Annotated in this window: 13 protein-coding genes and 2 tRNA genes; 3 read left to right on the forward strand and 12 right to left on the reverse strand. The window is 66.3% G+C overall.

Features of this window, described 5'->3' with window-relative positions; genetic code table 11:
- Positions 1 to 24 precede the first annotated feature (24 nt).
- The 11 genes from QE395_RS06555 to QE395_RS06605 form a co-directional block, all read right to left on the reverse strand.
- Positions 25 to 1,308 (reverse strand): OmpA family protein, encoded by a 1,284-nt coding sequence (locus tag QE395_RS06555; RefSeq protein WP_306988099.1) that lies wholly within the window; start codon positions 1,306 to 1,308, stop codon positions 25 to 27.
- A 121-nt stretch (positions 1,309 to 1,429) separates the two neighbouring features.
- On the reverse strand, positions 1,430 to 1,909 hold the full coding sequence (gene pgaD, locus QE395_RS06560) for a poly-beta-1,6-N-acetyl-D-glucosamine biosynthesis protein PgaD (RefSeq protein WP_306988101.1): 480 nt from the start codon (positions 1,907 to 1,909) through the stop codon (positions 1,430 to 1,432).
- Positions 1,906 to 3,153 carry a poly-beta-1,6-N-acetyl-D-glucosamine synthase gene (pgaC, locus tag QE395_RS06565; protein WP_093532469.1) on the reverse strand — a complete coding sequence of 416 codons (1,248 nt, stop codon included), beginning with the start codon at positions 3,151 to 3,153 and terminating at the stop codon, positions 1,906 to 1,908. The genes pgaD and pgaC overlap by 4 nt, the downstream gene beginning before the upstream one ends.
- Before the next feature lie 7 nt (positions 3,154 to 3,160).
- Positions 3,161 to 5,050, reverse strand: coding sequence for a poly-beta-1,6-N-acetyl-D-glucosamine N-deacetylase PgaB (pgaB, locus tag QE395_RS06570; RefSeq protein WP_306988104.1), 1,890 nt, complete (start codon positions 5,048 to 5,050; stop codon positions 3,161 to 3,163).
- Between the two features lie 10 nt (positions 5,051 to 5,060).
- Entirely contained in the window at positions 5,061 to 7,097 is a 2,037-nt protein-coding gene (gene pgaA, locus QE395_RS06575; protein WP_306988106.1) for a poly-beta-1,6 N-acetyl-D-glucosamine export porin PgaA, read from the reverse strand.
- Positions 7,098 to 7,478: 381 nt separating this feature from the next.
- A complete protein-coding gene (locus QE395_RS06580) occupies positions 7,479 to 8,690 on the reverse strand; it encodes an MFS transporter (RefSeq protein WP_306988108.1) in 1,212 nt (403 codons plus the stop codon).
- Between the two features lie 194 nt (positions 8,691 to 8,884).
- A tRNA-Pro gene (locus QE395_RS06585) sits at positions 8,885 to 8,961 on the reverse strand.
- Positions 8,962 to 9,100: 139 nt separating this feature from the next.
- Positions 9,101 to 9,177 (reverse strand) — tRNA-Pro (locus tag QE395_RS06590).
- 81 nt (positions 9,178 to 9,258) lie between these two features.
- Positions 9,259 to 9,372 (reverse strand): cytochrome bd-I oxidase subunit CydX, encoded by a 114-nt coding sequence (gene cydX, locus QE395_RS06595; protein ID WP_306988109.1) that lies wholly within the window; start codon positions 9,370 to 9,372, stop codon positions 9,259 to 9,261.
- A gap of 60 nt (positions 9,373 to 9,432) precedes the next feature.
- The gene (gene cydB, locus QE395_RS06600; protein WP_068853172.1) at positions 9,433 to 10,587 is read right to left on the reverse strand and encodes a cytochrome d ubiquinol oxidase subunit II; all 1,155 of its coding nucleotides are present in this window, start codon (positions 10,585 to 10,587) and stop codon (positions 9,433 to 9,435) included.
- 15 nt (positions 10,588 to 10,602) lie between these two features.
- Complete coding sequence (locus QE395_RS06605; protein WP_095362804.1) at positions 10,603 to 12,192, reverse strand: cytochrome ubiquinol oxidase subunit I; 1,590 nt, start codon at positions 12,190 to 12,192, stop codon at positions 10,603 to 10,605.
- 226 nt (positions 12,193 to 12,418) lie between these two features.
- On the opposite strand from QE395_RS06605, the gene cydD reads away from it, so the two are divergent.
- From cydD to QE395_RS06620, 3 genes are all read left to right on the forward strand, one after another.
- The gene (cydD, locus tag QE395_RS06610; RefSeq protein ID WP_306988112.1) at positions 12,419 to 14,146 is read left to right on the forward strand and encodes a thiol reductant ABC exporter subunit CydD; all 1,728 of its coding nucleotides are present in this window, start codon (positions 12,419 to 12,421) and stop codon (positions 14,144 to 14,146) included.
- Positions 14,143 to 15,813, forward strand: coding sequence for a thiol reductant ABC exporter subunit CydC (cydC, locus tag QE395_RS06615; RefSeq protein WP_306988115.1), 1,671 nt, complete (start codon positions 14,143 to 14,145; stop codon positions 15,811 to 15,813). The genes cydD and cydC overlap by 4 nt, the downstream gene beginning before the upstream one ends.
- A 672-nt stretch (positions 15,814 to 16,485) precedes the next feature.
- On the forward strand, positions 16,486 to 16,761 hold the full coding sequence (locus QE395_RS06620) for a hypothetical protein (RefSeq protein WP_306988117.1): 276 nt from the start codon (positions 16,486 to 16,488) through the stop codon (positions 16,759 to 16,761).
- 414 nt (positions 16,762 to 17,175) lie between these two features.
- Here the strand turns inward: QE395_RS06620 and QE395_RS06625 are convergent, their stop codons facing one another.
- Positions 17,176 to 17,454 carry a hypothetical protein gene (locus QE395_RS06625; RefSeq protein ID WP_068853161.1) on the reverse strand — a complete coding sequence of 93 codons (279 nt, stop codon included), beginning with the start codon at positions 17,452 to 17,454 and terminating at the stop codon, positions 17,176 to 17,178.
- Between the last annotated feature and the right edge of the window lie 83 nt (positions 17,455 to 17,537).

Genomic DNA, 17,537 nt, shown 5'->3' on the forward strand with positions numbered 1-17,537 from the left:
GCGTCAGGTAACGATGGTGGGTCGTTACAACGCCTTGTAGGCAATCCGCCGGTTCGCCGCGCGCCCTGCCTCGGTGGTGTTGTCGCCCACCGGGCGGTTCGCGCCGAAACCGCGTGCGAGCAACCGGTCCGCAGGTACGCCACGGGCAGTCAAGGCTGCCGCTACGGCCTTCGCACGCTGCTCGCTGAGCGTCTGGTTGGTCTCTGCATCGCCCTTGTTGTCGGTGTGTCCTTCCACTTCAACGCGGGCCCCTGCCGGCGCCGCCTGGATCGCTTTTGCCGCACCGTCCAGGATCGAATCACTGCTGCGGGTAATCACCGCCGACCCGGTTTCGAAGGTGATCGTGGTCTGGTTCAACGCCTGGGTCAGGTCGTCACTGCTGAAGCCTGGCGGTAGCGCACCCAATGCGGCAGCGCCTCTGTCGAACAGGCCCTCCACCTCCAGATTGCCCAGCTCCTTCTGGAACAGCTGGCTGACCGCCGTGCGTTCGGCCTCGGGCAGCCTGGACGTATCCAGTTTGAGCGAGTCACCGTTCAACCCGAACTGCAGCCCGTTCTGTTTCAGGCTGGGGATCAGATCGGCCAACCGGCCCAGCCAGCTGGCTTGCTTGACGCTGGTATCTACCTGGATGTTGGAGCTGACATTGCTCTGTCCAAAGGCGCCCGCAAAGGCCCCCAGCAGCTTCGCCTTGTCGGCCACCGACCCCAATGTGCCGTTCAACGTCACCTTGCCGTCGGTGTTCTGGAACGACAGGGTGGGGTGGGTGGACACGGCCGCGACGTTGGCGGCCGGCGCGGTAACCCCTGGCGCCTTGGCCACGTTGCGGGATTGCCACCCACACCAAGCCAATGCCAGCAGAGCCAGCAGCGGCAGCAGCCAGCGCCACAGGCGGAAGGGGGAGGATTTCTTTCCCTTCGTGCTCAACAGACCGGTGAACGCGGCTGGAAGCGAGGTCGGCATCACCCCGCCGGCGGTCACCGCCCGGACGATCGCCGGCAGGGCGGTTGCCAGCAGCGCGGGGGCCACGGCGGGCGTTACCCCGGCCTTGCTGGCGATGTCCTCGATGCTCTGCCCGCCCAGCGCGCTGCGGATCTGCCCGGCATCGACAGCGCGCATGTTGGGTTGGCCTGAGAACCAGGACTTGAAGACATCGCCAAGTCCGGCGGCGGAGAATCTGTCGGCCAGGCCGGCGAGTCCGCCGGGCTGTTTGAAGATGTACTCGATGACGACGCCGATGAATTTCTGGGCGTTCGGTCCAAGGCCGGTGGCCCGGGCCACTTGAGTGACCAAAGTCTCGATAGACGACATGATGTATCCCCTCACAATGAAGTGCGGGATGTCTCCGAGGCGGAGCGTACGCCTGGGCTGGGTCAGGGATGTGAAGGGTTCTACACATCCAGGGCAGCCACGCAGGGCGTGGCGCTACCCGTCATCTCATCTGGATGTTCTGGTTGGTCAGGCCGATCGGCCTGGCGTGGTCATCCATGTGCAGGGTCACCGCTTTGCCGTTGGCCAGCTGCGCGGCCAACGCGGGGCTGGCGCCCAGGTTGTGCGCGATCTCTTCCAGCGACACATCCGCGCGCGCGTTGCGCCGGTCCTTGCCGGCGAAACGCATGCGGTTGTATTCCGCCCAGGCGATCAGCAGCACCGAACAGCACACCAACATCACCGGCAGCGCGATGACGATGAACGGGTCCACGCTCTGCTTGTACTCGTACAGCTGCAGCCACGCCAGCTGCCCACCGAGCAGCCAGGAAATCGCGGTGATCAGCGGCGCCCAGAGGTAGAAATAGAAGCCCCAGAACGCGATGGTGACAAACCCCCACGCGGTGCGCTGCAGCCGTGGCTGCTGGCGTGTCTTGCGGATCAGGCGGGAGTCGTAGCGGCGGGTCGGCTTGGAAGCGTTCATCGTATACCCCGGTCAGGACTGACCCAGATCGCGCGCTTGCCACGCCGCTTCAACAGCGTCTTGGGCAGTGCCACCAGGGTCGTGAACAGACTGATGAGCCAGTACGCCATCGGGTACCAGATCACCCAGAAGTAATTACGTCCAATATGCGTTTCGTAACGGCGGTCGATGATCAGGCTGCTCGCGAACTGCAGCAGGCACACCAGCGCCAGGATCACGCCGTGCCATTGCGGCAGCAGCGTGGCGATGTACAGGTCCTGCGGCAGCGGGATGAACTTGCCCAGCGCCCACAGCACGATGATCGCCAGCATCGTGTACGCCCACAGCACGCTGAACATGTATTCCAGCAGCACCCCCCACATGCGCCGCTTGCGCCAGTCGAACAGCGAACGGCCATGCCGCAGCAGCACTTCCACGCCGCCCTGGGCCCAGCGCAGGCGCTGCCGCCACAGCCCCTTGAGCGTTTCCGGCATCAGGATGAAGCACAGCGCGTTCGGCTCGTAGCGGATGTCCCAATGATCGATCTGCAGCCGCCAGCTGATGTCGATGTCCTCGGTGATCATGTCATCGGCCCAGTAGCCGATGCGGTGCAGCGCGGTGCGTCGGAACCCGGCAATCACCCCGGAAATGGTGAAGATGCGCCCGTACACGCGCTGCGCACGCTTGATCATGCCGATAATCGAGGAGAACTCGGCCACCTGCAGCCGCCCCAGCAGGGTGGAGCGGTTGCGGATGCGCGGGTTGCCGGTCACCGCGCCGACGCGCGGTCCGGAGGTCAGGTGCCAGACCATCCAGTGGGTGGCGTGCTCTTCCAGCATCGCATCGCCATCAATACACACCAGGTATTCCGAACGCGCCGCCAGCGCGCCCATGCGCAGTGCATTGGCCTTGCCCAGGTTGCGGTCCAGGTGCACCACGCGCAGGCGCGGGTGTTCGGCGGCCATCGCATCCAGGCGGGCCCCGGTATCGTCGCGGCTGCCATCGTTGATGGCGATCACCTCGAAATCCGGGTACTTCTGCGCCAGCGCCGCGCCCAGCGTATCGGCCAGGTTGTCGGCCTCGTTGTGGCAGGGGATCAGGATCGACGCGAACGGGTAGCTGTCCATCGGCGGCGGATCGTCGCGCAGCCGCGCCTTCCGCTCGCGGCGGAAGAAGTAATACAACCCCCCGGACATCCAGAAGAACGCCATCACCATCGGGTAGAAGAAGGCGAACTGGAACAGCAGGTAGAGGAGCGGATGCATGGCGGCCTCACTTTTCCTCGTACGGGAAGGTGCGTGCCGACATGGCCGCGCGCGCATCGTAGGTGGACGGCTTCCCCGCAATGAAGTCGTCCGGGTACCAGGCGAAATGACGCACGCCCTGCGCCTGCAGGCGCCGGATCTGGGCGCGCAGCACCGTGCCGGAAATCGGCTTCTGCGTGCGCCAGTCCACCGTCTGCAGCTCGAACATCGTCTGTGACAGCTGCGGGTCGTGCTCACGCACCGCCTGCACCAGCCGGTCCAGCCATTTCTGCGGGTCGCGGCTGCCTTCCATCCACGGCATCGCCATCAGCGCGGTGTGGTCGTAGGCCTTGTTGAACAGGTCCAGGCGCTGGGCGAACCAGCTCGCGCTCTGCGGCTGCAGCACCGGCTGCGCGTACAGGTTGCGCACCGTGGCCAGCTTCGGCCGCCAGCGCTGCGCGGCGTTGCGCAGCTCCAGGGTGAAATCGATCAACGCCTGGGTGCGCGCGCCATCGTCGCCTTCCTGCGGCAGGCTGGCCAGTTCGGTGTCGCGCAGGTAGGCATCGTCGTGGAACAGCAGGCCCTCGAAGTACGAGTTGATCGCCAGGTCTTCGTAGATGTCGTCGATGATGTGACGCACCCGGGGGTTGGTGAAGTCCAGGCGGAAGATGCCGTCGCTTTCCGGACTCTCGATCGCCAGCGCCTTGCGGATCGCCGGGTCCTTGAGCTCATAGCCCAGCACCGGCAGCCACGCGTACACCTTCACCCCGGCGCGGGTCTTGAGCTGCCAGGCCACGCGGTTGAACAGGTCCGCGCGCATCGGCAGGTGCCGGTTGGGGAAGTACAGCGCATCGGCCGAGCCGTTGCCGTCCGGGTCGGCGAAGGCCTGCAGGAACACGTGGGTCGGGCCGATCTTCTTGACCCGTTCGAGCAGCGCGTCCAGGTTCTTCGCCTGCTGGGCCGGGTTGGTGTCGTACACCGCGTCCAGGTCGATCTGCAGGGCGCGCATGCCGTCGCGTTCGACGTCGCGGCGCAGCTCATAGGCCAGCTGGGTCACCGGCGGGTTGCCGGTCACCAGCAGGCGGGCCAGGCCGTGCAGGTCGCGCGTGACCGGCGTGCTACGGCCTTCCAGGTCGAAGGACACCGGCATGCCCAGGTCTTCGGCGATCTTGTTGCTCAGCGCGTTGTATGCCGCGTACGGCCACACGATCGCCTTCGGGCTCACGCCTACGTTGTCCTGGATGCGCTTCACGCTCAGGCCCAGGTCGGCACGCAGCCGTGCCTGGTACTCGGCTTCGGTTTCGTAGCGCTGCGTGGCCGGGTTGTAGGTGCGGGTGATCACCGCCGGCGTCGAATTGCCCTGCGGGTTGGACTGCACGCCGTGGTGCAGGTTGTCGGTGTGGCTGGCCAGTTCAACCAGGCCGCTGCGCTGCATCTCGCGCAGCTGTTCCCAGGTGAGGAAGTCGTCGCGGGTGAACGGGCGGTAGCCGTAATCGATCTGGCGACCGGCCGGCATGTCCACGTAATCGGTGATCACCGCCACCAGCGCCGGATAGTTGTAGGCGCGCAGCAGCGGGAACACCTTGCTGTACACGCTGCGCAGGCCGTCATCGAAGGTCAGCAGCACCGGCTTCGGGGGCAGCGGCGTGCCACCCTGCGAGGCGGTGATCAGTTGCGACAGCGACACCGGGTGGTAGCCGTGCGCCGACAGCCAGTCCAGGTGCGCGGCGAAGTTCTGCGTGCTCACCGAGTACGCGTCCGGGTCCCCCTTGGTGGCCACGTCGTCGCGGATGTCGTGGTAGCTGAGCACCAGCAGCCCGTTGTCGGCCGAATCCAGTACCGGCGGGGCGGCGTGCGCACTGCTGCACACGCCCAGCACGGCCAGCAGCAGCCAGGAGGTAAAGCGCTTCAAGTCCATGTGTCGCATCTCATTGTCCCCAGCGCAGGCCGGCATCAAGGCCGATGTGTCGTTCACGGTTGCCGTCGTAGACCGGCCGCGACCAGCTGATCCCGTATTCGAAGATCCGCCCATCGGCCAGCTGCCACTCGTGGCGATACTCGGCCGACGGCACCAGCGCACTGCCAAAACCCTGCTGCCAGTAATTGCCCAGCGACACCGTCAGGCGGTGGCGGAAATGCCGCTCGTAGTGGCGCCACAACTGCTGGTCCACGCGCAGGCCGATTTCCGCCGAACGGTCTTCGGACGGATTGAAGTAGGGCACGTCGTCGCGGCTGCCGCGGCTGGCATACAGGCTGCCCAGGCCATCCAGCAACAGGGTGGGGCGGGTGAGCAGGCGCTGTTCGATGCTGGTGCTGAGCGTGTCGCGGCGGTTGCCGTCGTCGTAGCGGAACTGGCTGGCGCCCGCGCTCCAGTGGGTGAGCTCGTTGCGGCGGTAATCCACCGCCAGTGCCACGCTGTCGGCGGTGATGCCGGAAATGCGCGCCTGCAGCGAGGCATCGGCGGCGTTGCGCGCGGCTGTCACCCCGGCGTGCCAGCGGTCGTTGAACTGCCAGCCGAAGCCGCCGCTCAGGCCGGTTTCGCCGATGTCATCGTTGGCGCGGTTGACGAACACTTCGGCATCGGCCTGGCCGAACCGGTAACGCGTGCCCAGCCCCACCCACAGCGGGCGGATGGTCTGGTCCTGGAAATCCACGCTGCGGCGGTCGGCGAACGTCACCACGCGCCAGCGGTCGTCGATCACCGGCGACTGCAGTTCCACGCCGTAACGCGCATCGTCGTTGCCCAGCGGCGAGGTGCCACCGCCGCCTTCGCTGCGGCCGCCTTCGGCGTACGCATGCAGCTGCCAACCGCGGTGGGCCTTCCAGCTGCGGTCCATGCGCTGCACCGAGGACTGGTTCGGGTAGCGTTCCAGCAGGGAATCGTGGATCGGCCGCGCCAGGTCATCGCGCTGCAGCTGCACGTAGGCGTCGTACTGGCCCAGGCGCGCCGAGACGTCGCGCGGGTCCAGCGTATTGGCCATGCTGTAGCGCTCCAGCGCCCGCCGCGGCCAGCCGCGCATCATGTAGACGTTGCCCAGCGACGACTGGGTGCCGCCGTTGGCCGGGGCCAGTTCCACCATTTTTTCCAGATCGTGCTGGGCGGTGGCCAGGTCACCGCTATAGGCGCGGATCATCGACAGGTTGAGATCGGCCTCATAACGCGGCCAGTTGGCGTAGGGCGCGCGTGCGCCTTTGGCCCAGCGCCACGCCGGCTCCTGCGCCTGCCACTGGGTGAGCACGTTGATCGCGGTATCGGCGCGCTCGCTTTCCAGGTGCGCATAGGCCAGTTCCGAATGCACTTCGGAGCGGCCCGGGTCGGCCTTGAGCGCCGCTTCCAGGACCGGGATGGCTTCGTCGGGGTGCTGGCTGGCCATCAGCGAATCGCCTACGGCCGCCATCAGGTAGTTCGGCACCTCATGGCCTTCGGCGAGCAGGGCGCGGTATTCGTCGCGCAGCTGCTCGTGGCGGCCCAGCCGGTTGAGCAGGATCAGCCGGTCATAGCGGATGCGCAGCGGTGCGGTCTGCACGGTGAGGCCGTCGCGCTGCAGGTAGCGCTCCATCTGCGCGAGCGCGTCTTCGGCTTCGTCCAGGCGGGTGTCTTCGCTGGCGCCATAAGCCAGGCTCCAGCCGACCCGCTTGGCCAGGTAGTTGGCTTCGAAGCGCTGTTTCTGCGCCTCGTCGAACAGGTCGGGGCGCGCCTGGTACAGCTGCCACGCACGGTGCGCATTGCCGATGTCGGACAGGGTGAGCACCTGCAGGCGATACAGCAGGTCATCGTTGGGCGCATCCGCCCGGGCGCGCTCGATCGCGCCCAGCGCGTCAAGCCAGCGCGCCTGGTCACGGTAGGTGCTGATTTCCGCCAGGTGATCTTCCCGCGAGGTGGCCGCCGAAGCAGGCAGAGCGGTCAGACAGAGTGTGGCGCATACCAAACCGACGCAGAGCGCCAGCGGCCGATGCTTGTACATGGAACCCCCGGGAGCATCCCTTCAGAGAATCTACTTGTGCGTGGAAATGTGACGCACATCACATGCCAATCGTGCACGACTTCGTCGATGTAGACAAATTGTTAAGGCGCAACACGGCCTCCGCAGCTGTGAAAACAGGCGTGATGGGGACTGCAAGTTGTTGAAAAGCAAGACCATCCGGCCGCCGCCACGGCGCTGTTCCCGGGGTCTGTACACCCTGAAACCGTTCATCGGCCCCGGGGCCATGACACCCCGGGGTTGCTGCCATGCCTGCTGACCCGCAACGCAGGTCAGTTTCCGACACGCTACGTCACTAGGTGCGCACAATCCGTGATGCATTCACCGAAACAGGGCGACACGCCCTGCGGGTCCGCGCGGACGTCACCACACGTCTTCCAGCTTCTGCGGCTTGCACGCCACCCACGACGCACACAGCAACACCACCGCGCACACCAGCAGGAACCCGAACGGCAGGTACCATGCGCCGCTGATGGCATGCAGCCAGCCGAACAGGAACGGGCCCAGGCAGCTGAAGGCATAGCCCACGCCCTGCATGAAGCCGGACAACGCCGCCGAACCGGCCGGCGTGCGGGTGCGCAGGTTGATCAGGGTCAGCGCCAGCGGGAAGGTCGAGGGGCCGATGCCCAGCAGCACCGCCCACAGCCACGGCGCCTTCATCGGCGCGAACAGCAGCCCGGCGAACGCGATCAGGAACGCGCTGAACCCGACAATCACCAGCGGGAAGGGATTGCGCAACCGCACCGCCAACGCCGGCATGGTCAGCGACGGCACCAGGCCCAGGGCCGCAAAGATGGCCACCATGATCCCGCCGAACGCCGGCGTCGCCCCGGCTTCCACCACGATGCGCGGCAGCCAGGTGAACATCGAATAGGTCATCAGCGAGGTCATGCCGAACATCAGCGCCATGCCCCAGGCCAGCGGCGTGCGCCAGACCTTGCCGTGCGGCTGCGCGGCCGGGTCGGCGGCGGTATCCAGCGGGTCCGGGTGCGGGCGGCGGCGGGCCAGCGCGATCCAGGGCAGCGCAGCGGCCACCGCGAAGATCGCCCAGATGCCCAGCGACACCCGCCAGCCGGCCTGTTCGGCCAGCGGTACCGCCATCAGCGCCGGCACCATCGTGCCCAGCTGCAGCACCGTTATATAGAGCGTGCTCACCGTGCCCACGCGGTTGGCGAAGTAGCGCTTCACCAGCGGCGGTACCACCACGTTGCCGATGCCCATGCCGGCCAGCGCCACCACCGAGCCGAACAGCAGGCTGCCCACGCCGCCGGCCATCGAGCGCAGCAGCAGGCCCACCGCCGCCAGCACCATCGCCAACAGGGCGGTGCGCTCCAGCCCGATGCGGCGGGCCACCATCGGCGTGGTCACCCCGAACAGCGCGAACGAGGCCGTGGGCAGCATGCCCAGCACGCCGGTCATGGTGGTGCCGAACCCGAAGGTCTGGCCCAGCTGGTCCAGCAGCGGGGTGATCGAGGTCACCGCCGTACGCAGGTTCAGCGCGGCCAGCAGGATGGCGGAAAACGCCAGCACGCGTCCGCGCAGCAGGGACGTGGAATGGGGGTCGGCAGGGGTCATGGCAGGAATCTCTTGCAGGTGGCGCGGCACGTGGGGGTGCAGCGGAGTGCGGGCGCTCGGCGCAGGCCGTGAAGGACAAACGCTGCCGCATTGTACGCGCGGTAGCGCCACGCCCTGCGTGGCTGCTTGCGGGCGACAGATACAAAAAAGCCCGGAGGACATATGTCTTCCAGGCTTCAATGTGACCACTTGTATGGTCGGGGAGACAGGATTCGAACCTGCGACCTCTACGTCCCGAACGTAGCGCTCTACCAGACTGAGCTACACCCCGTAAGGAGCCGCCTATTGTATCGATCCCGCCCTTCGGCGGCAAGGGGGACCGTTTGTTCACCTTCGGATGCCGTGTTGCCACGACCTTGACAAAAAAGCCTGGAAAACCGTGTTTCCAGGCTTCAATGCGACCACCGGAGTGGTCGGGGAGACAGGATTCGAACCTGCGACCTCTACGTCCCGAACGTAGCGCTCTACCAGACTGAGCTACACCCCGAAGGAGCCGACAAGGATACGGTGTGAAGGGATTATCGGCAACCTTTTTTTACCGCGAAGAGCAGCCGACTGACAGTCGGCTCTACCGGGCGTCGCGGTCGGTGGTGCCGACCTCGCGCGCTTCGAACCACATGCCGTTGAGGATGGCGGCGGCCGAGGCCAGGCCGGTGCCGAGGATCCAGGCGAAATACCACATGGCAAAACCTCCAATGTCACTTCGGTAGGTGCCGACCGTGGGTCGGCACGGTGGGCAATATCAATACGCGTTCGGGTTGTCGGCCATGTCTTCGGCCGTGGTCTTGCCCTTCATCACCCGGTAGACCCAGCTGGTGTAGGCAATGATGATCGGCAGGAAGATCACCGTGGCCACCAGCATGATGAACAGCGTGAGCTGGCTGGACGAGGCATCCCACACCGTCAGGCTGCCGCTGGGCTGGCTGGACGAGGGCAGCAGGAACGGGAAGATCGCAAAGCCCACGGTGAGGATGATGCCGGCAATCGACGCGCCCGAGGCCAGGAACGCGGCCATGCCGCGGCGGGCCCGCAGCAGCACCGCGCTGGCCAGTGCACCGGCCAAGCCCAGCAGCGGGAACACCAAGGTCAGCGGCATGCTGCTGTAGTTGCGCAGCCAGCCACCGGCCGCCGTGCCCACCGCAGCGGTCTTCAACAGCGGGTTGGTCGGGCCGTCGGTGACCACCTGCGAGGTGATCTCGTAGCCCGGCAGGCCGAAGGCCACCCAGGCACCGCCCGCAGCGAACAGCACGAAGCTGAGCAGCGCGGCAATGCTGCCGTAACGCGCCGAACGCTCGGCCACCGGGCCGTCGGTCTTCAGCACCAGCATGGCCGCACCATGCGACACCATCATCGCCACGCCGACCAGCCCGGCCAGCAGTGCGAACGGGGTGAGCAGGCCGAAGAACGAACCGGTGTAGAAGATGCGCATGCTGTCATCGAAGTGGTACGGCACGCCCAGCAGCACATTGCCCACCGCCACGCTGGCAATCAGCGCCGGCAGCAGCCCACCCACGAACAGCACCCAGTCCCACGTGTCGCGCCAGCGCTTGCTCGGCATCTTGCTGCGGTACTTGAAGCCCACCGGGCGCAGGATCAGCCCGAACAGCATCGCGAAGATCGCAAGATAGAAGCCGGAGAAGCTCACCGCATACAGTGGCGGCCACGCGGCGAAGATCGCACCGCCACCGAGCACCAGCCATACCTGGTTGCCTTCCCATACCGGGCCCACGGTATTGATCACCGTGCGCCGTTCTTCATCGGTTTTGGCCACGAACGGGAGCAGGGTGCCCACGCCCAGGTCGAAGCCGTCCATCACCGCCCAGCCCACCAGCAGGATGCCCAGCAGCAGCCACCAGATCACGCGCAGCGTGGTGTAATCAAGTCCAAGAATGTCCATCTGGAATCTCCTGCCTTATGCCTGGCCGGGGGCCGGCGTGGCGGCATGGTGGGGAAGCGGCGTGCGTGAAGGCTGCAGCGACGGAAGAATGTCGGCCGGCCCGGTGCGGATCGTCTTGAGCATCAGCTTCACCTCGATGATCAGCAGCACCGTATAGGTCAGCGTGAACACCGCCAGCGTGGTCAGGATTTCATGCAGGGCCAGACCGGACGCGGCGTAGAAGGTCGGCAGCACGCCGTCCACCGCCCACGGCTGGCGGCCGTATTCGGCCACGAACCAGCCACACTCGATCGCAATCCACGGCGCCGGAATCGACCACACCGCCAACCGCAGGAACCAGCGCTTCTCATGGAAGGTGTTGCGGCAGGAGAAGTAGAAGGCCACCGCGAAGAACGCGATCAGGTAGAAGCCCAGCCCGGCCATGATGCGGAAGGTCCAGAACAACGGCGCCACGCGCGGCACGGTGTCCATCGCCGCCTTGGAAATCTCCTCCGGCGTAGCATTGAGGATGTCATCGCGGTAACGCTTCAGCAGCAGCCCATGGCCCAGGTCCTGCCAGTGGCGGTCGAACATCTCGCGCGCTTCGACGTCATTCTTGTCCTTGCGCACGCGCTCCAGCGCACCGTACGCCAGCTGGCCGCCCTTGATGCGGTGCTCGGCACGTTCCACCAGTTCCAGGATGCCCGGGATGGGCTGGTTGAACGAACGCGTGGCGATCAGGCCCATCAGGTACGGAATCTTGATGGCGAAATCGTTCTGCTGGGTCGTCTGGTTGGGAATGCCGAAGGCGGTGAAATCGGCCGGGGCACGCTCGGTTTCCCACATCGCCTCGATCGCGGCCAGCTTCATCTTCTGGTGTTCGCTGGCGGCATAGCCGCTTTCGTCACCCAGCACCACCACCGACAGCGACGACAGCAGGCCGAACGCCGCAGCCACCGCGAACGAACGGCGCGCCATGTCCTTGTGCTTGTCGCGCAGCAGGTAGAACGCGCTGATGCCCATCACGAAGATCGCGCCGGTCACGTAGCCTGCGCTGACCGTATGCACGAACTTGGCCTGGGCCACCGGGTTGAACAGCACCGCGGCGAAATCCACCACTTCCATACGCATCGTGTCCGGGTTGAACACCGCGCCGGTGGGGTTCTGCATCCAGCCGTTGGCGATCAGGATCCACACCGCCGACAGGTTGGTGCCCAGCGCCATGAACCAGGTCACCGCCAGGTGCTTGACCGGGGTCAGCCGCTTCCAGCCGAAGAAGAACAGGCCCACCAGCGTGGCTTCCAGGAAGAACGCCATCAGCCCTTCAATGGCCAGCGGCGCACCGAAGATATCGCCCACGTAGTGGCTGTAGTACGACCAGTTCATGCCGAACTGGAACTCCATCACCAGGCCGGTGGCCACGCCGATGGCGAAGTTGATGCCGAACAGCGTGCCCCAGAACAGGGTCATCTGGCGCCAGACCTGCTTGCGGGTCATGACGTACACGCTTTCCATGATGGCCACCAGGAACGAGAGGCCAAGCGTGAGGGGAACAAAGAGGAAGTGGTACATCGCGGTCAAAGCGAACTGCAGCCGCGACAGTTCTACGACTGTCGAATCGATCATGGCCTGGCTACCTCGTGGGGTTTTGCCGTTTCAGGTGGCGGGAAGGGGGGTCTACGGAGTGAATTCTGTGACCAGCAACTTCTATTAGCCTTGATTCAGATCAATGTACGAACGGGCAGGGAGGGGGATCGTAGGCATCCGACCTGCGACCGCGCGCCGCACCGGGAGGGTAGGCCGGCGCCCCTTACAATGGTCGGTACCTCCCTGTGGCCGCCAGTGATCCGCTTTGAGCATACCCCCCGACGCGTCCGCCATCGAGACCACCGCCCTGCGCCGGCAGCGCCTGCACTGGCTGAATGGGCTGGCCGCCAGCGCCCGCAGCCGCCAGCGCCTGGCCGCGCTATGCATATGTGTGTCCGGCGCACTGCTGATCGGGCAAGCCGCGGCCATTGCCTGGCTGATCCAGGCGGTGCTGGTCGAGCACCGTCCCGTGGCCGCCGCCACCCCGGTGCTGCTGGGCCTGCTGGCGGTATTGGCGGTGCGGGCCCTGCTGGGAAGCACCACCCAGGCCGCCGCTGGCGATGTGGCCGATGCCGCCCGGCTGACCCTGCGCGAGCGGGTGTACCGGCGCCTGTTGGGGTTGGGGCCGCTGTGGCTGCGCCAGCAACGTACCGGCGAGCTCGGCGAACTGATGCTGGCCCATGCCGACGCGGTGGAGAGCTACTACGCCGGTTACCAGCCGGTGCGGATCGAAGTGGTGGTCGTGCCGCTGATCATCCTGCTGGCCGTGGCCTGGGTGGACTGGGTGGTGGCGCTGATCCTGCTGTTCACCGCGCCGCTGGTGCCGTTCTTCATGATGCTGGTGGGCTGGGGCGCGGAAGCCGCCGGCCGTGCCCAGCTCGGTGAGCTGGCGCGCATGAGCGGCCACTTCGCCGACCGCATCAAGGGCCTGGGCCTGCTGCGCCTGTACGGCCGTGGCGAGGCCGAACTGGAAGGCGTGGCCGCCGCCGCCGAAGGCGTGCGCGAGCGCACCCTGAAAGTGCTGCGCATCGCGTTCCTGTCCTCCACCGTGCTGGAGTTCTTCGCCTCGGTCAGCGTGGCAATGGTCGCGCTGTACCTGGGCCTGAGCTATCTCGGCCTGATGTCCCTGCATGCCGCCGTGCCCACCCTGGGCGCCGGCATGTTCTGCCTTCTGCTGGCCCCGGAATTCTACGCACCGCTGCGGCGGCTGGCCGCGCATTACCACGATCGCGCCAACGCACTGGCCGCCGCTGCGGAAGTGGAGCGCCTGCTGGGCGAGCTGCCGGCCGCTGCGGCCGTCGAAGACGCGGCGCCAGCCGCACGCGCGCCGGAGCTGCTGGAACAGCATGCACCGCCAGTGGTGGTGCGCAACCTGGTGCTGCGCCCGCTGGGCGCCTCGCACGATGTGGTGCAGCAGCTGTCCTTCCAGATCGAGGCGGGCCAGCGTCTGGCCTTGGTAGGTCCCAGCGGCAGCGGCAAGAGCACGCTGCTGGAAGCGCTGGCCGGCTGGTTGCCGCCACGCGAGGGCAGCATCGTGCTGCGCCCGGGGCTGGAGGTCGGTTACGCCGGGCAGCGCCCGTACCTGTTCCACGGCAGCATCGCCGACAACCTGCGCCTGGCCGACCCCGGCGTGAGCGACGCGCGCCTGCACGCAGTAGCCGAAGCCGCGCAGGTGATGCGCTTCGCGGCGCACCTGCCCGATGGCCTGGACACCGTGATTGGCGAACGAGGCTTCGGCCTGTCCGGTGGCGAAGCACGGCGCATCGGCCTGGCGCGGCTGCTGCTGCGCGACCCGCAGCTGTTGCTGCTGGATGAACCCACCGCCTTCCTCGATCCGGATACCGAAGCTGCGCTGCTGCAGACCTTGGCCGCGTTCGCCCGCGACCGCGCCGTGGTCATCGCCACCCACAGCGACACCGCCATGCGCTGGGCCGACACGCGGCTGGTGTTGACCGCCACTGGCCGCGCGCAGACCACGGGGGAGCCGGCATGAGCCTGCACCGCGACGATTCGCTGAAGCAGGTGTTCACCCGCCATCGCGGCCGCCTGCTGCTCACCGTGCTGCTGCTGTGGACCACCATGCTGGCCGGCACCGCGCTGCTCGGGCTGTCCGGTGGCTTCCTTACCGCCGCCGCCCTGGCCGGTGCAGCCGGACTGGGCAGCGGGTTCAATTTCTTCTCGCCCTCGGCCGGCATCCGCGGCCTGACCATGGCGCGCATCGTCTCGCGCTATTTCGAAAAACTGGTCGGGCACGACGTCACCCTGCGCATCGCCCGCGACCTGCGCGTGTGGTTCTTCCGCCGCGCGCTGCCGCTGGCTCCGGCGCGGCTGGCCGGTATACGTACGGGCGAGTTGCTTACACGGCTGATGTCGGACATCGGCGAAGTGGATGGCCTGCTGGTGCGCGCCATCGGCCCACTGCTGGCGTTGGGCGGTGTTTCGCTGGTGGCCGTGTTCTCCGCCGGCCTGATCTACCCGCCGGCCGCGTTGTTGCTGGCCGTGCTGGCGCTGGCCATCGGCGTGGGCGTGCCGTGGCTCACCGTGCGCGGCGCCGGCGGGCAGGAGCGCGACCGCGCGCTGCACCGTGCACAGCTGCGCACGCAGGCGTTCGAAGGACTGGAAGGCGCGTCCGACCTCACCGCACTGCACGCGCGCGAAGACTGGAACCTGCGCGTGCTGGTCGCGGCCAAGCAGCTGCGCTCGCGCGACCGCCGGCGCCGCTGGCGGCTGGTGGGCGGCAACGCGCTGCACGGCCTGTGCGCCGCAGTCGGCCTGGTCGGCATGCTGTGGGTGGCGCTGCGCGGATTCGAGCGCGGCGCGATTGATGCGGCATTGGCAGCCGCGTTGGTGTTTCTCACCGTGGCGCTGATCGAGCTTTGGGCCGGCATCGGCTTGGCCTGGCAGTCGTGGTTGTCCGGGCGCGTGGCAGCGGCACGCCTGGAAAGCATCGTGGACCAGCCGCCGGGGGTGCAGGATGCAACGGCACCGGTAGCACTGCCTGCCCAGGCAGCCACGCTGCAGCTGGAACAGGTGGCGTTCCGCTGGCCGGGGCAGGCGAGGGCGCTTCTGGAGGGCGTGCAGCTCAACGTGGCACCGGGCGATCGCATTGCCATTCGCGGTGACAGCGGCAGTGGCAAGACCACTTTGTCCGCGCTGCTGCTGCGCCTGTGGGACCCCGACGAAGGACGCGTGCTGTACGGCGGGCAGGACATCCGCAACGTCGCGCAGGACGCGTGGCACAAACAGATCGCGTGGTTGCCGCAAAGCGCACCGGTGTTCGCCGGCAGCATTGCCGACAACCTGCGGCTGGGCGATGCGCAGGCCACTGATGAGCGCTTGTGGCAGGTGCTTGCCGACGTGCGGCTGCAGACCTGGGCTGCGCAGATCGGCGGGCTCAATGCTTGGGTGGGCGAGAACGGCGCAACGATGTCGGCCGGGCAGGCGCGCCGCTTGGCGCTGGCGCGCGCACTGCTGCGCGGCTCACCCATCCTGCTGTTGGATGAGCCAACGGAAGGGCTGGATGTGGATACCGCGCATGCCCTGCTGCATGACATGGTGGCTGCGCTGCACGGCAGAAGCCTGGTGATGATCACCCACGACGAGCTCCCCGAGGGCATCGTGCATCGGAGCTACCACCTGCGCGAAGGCAGGCTGTCGTAACGCCAGCGCCGAGATGGTCGGCAATTGATGCATGGACGCCAAACCCAACCGCCTTTGCTCCAGACGTCATGCCCCATCGCGCGGTGACCCGCCATCGGCGGTCGATAGGGATGCGACCCTACCGCACCCGTCCGGCCGACGAATTGGTAGGGTCGGTCGCAAGACGACCGCCGATAACAACGATCGGCCCATTAACGCATGGACACCAGATCAACCGCGCACTCCATGCCAGATGTGACATCCCATTCCGGCGCCAACATCCCCACGACGCCACCCATTGCTCAACGCGCAACGTGATGCGGTTCCATCCGGAACGCGACGTGCCGCAAGCAAATGGCGGCGATCAGGCGGATCACGGCGTCACGGTAGACAGACTCACTCGAAACACGCCGAACTCAAGAAAGAAACAATTGGCGGTAAGCTCCCCTCCAACGCATGGTGTGTGCTCGGAGCCTGAGAAACTCCACTGTAACCAGTTGAAGATTGATGTCATGCGTCGGGTGGGTGGCGAAATACAACACCCTCGTGGAAATACGTCGCGCCGAAGGTTACAGCGGTTCTCAGCCTCCCGACTCCCTCGCCATCCGGCGAGGGAGATCCTATTGGAGGTCCACCATGCACAGTTCCCGGCCTGACACCCCGTCTTCCGAACTCCCCAGGCGCAAGCTTCACGTGAGCCAGCCCGCCCGCGTCCGCGTCGAGGCCCTGTACCACCCCGGCGGCAACGACGAGTACGATGACATCCCCATCCCCTGCGTAAAACTGCGTGGCCTCTGGATGCGCAGGGCAGGGTTGGACGTAGGCGCCCGCCTGAAGCTGGAACTTATTCCCGGCGGAATACAGCTCACTGTAGAGCCCGAACCTGACCCGGCCATTCCCAAAGTCCGCCAGATGGGCCGCCTGCAGAAAGCCCGCCTCGAGAGACAAGGCCAGCAACCCAACCCGTAGTACCGGGCCCTGCTTTGCAAAGATCTGTCCACCAATCCGACGTACGCACCACACCGTCGCCCACCCCAGCTAAGCTGGGGTGGTCACCAGGACCGGGCCACCCCGTGCGCAACTTCGCATGACCGCGTACGTGATGCCGAATTCGACTCGGCCAAGCTGAACTACTATGAACAACGCTCGCAGCAGCTGCTGGGCAGGCTGCCCCCCTCCCTCGAGAGCGCGCTTGAGGACCCGGCAATTCAGCACGCTGATGGCTACAAAGGCGGCTCCGGGATGAGCTGGATCCAGCGCTCGGCGATGGGAGAGACGATGGCGAAATAGTTCTAAGCTGGGAACCCGTCGTGCCGGCGTGGGTGTTGGCCGCGGCCGGGCGTGGTCGACTCGCCTGCCAGCTGTGCAATTGCTGGCTTGCGGTCAGATGTCCGCCGAGAGCTTCCCCTGCCAAGCGTCGAACTGCTCACGAAGCAGTCCAAACACATTAGCGACACTCTTTGCGGGTGCCTGCTGCTCGAACCCCAGGTCGCCGAATTGCGTTAAACGATATGCAGAAATGGCCTGGTATACATCTCGAACCGCCCGTTGATCAGGGTGTGTTGCTATCAACGCGTCTAGAACAGCATCCTGCGCGATTTCCGCTGCTAGCCGTTCCATCAGGTTTTGTTCGAGAACTGCCAGCCTCGATTCGATGTCCATTTGTTCCCCCGGTAGATGGTAGGTTGCCTCGGCGTGTCAATCCTATGGCAGGAACCTCTTTGGACCCAAGTTGTATATGCGAT

Origin of the sequence: Stenotrophomonas sp. SORGH_AS_0282 (genome assembly GCF_030818125.1) — a bacterium.
Lineage (GTDB): Bacteria > Pseudomonadota > Gammaproteobacteria > Xanthomonadales > Xanthomonadaceae > Stenotrophomonas > Stenotrophomonas rhizophila_A.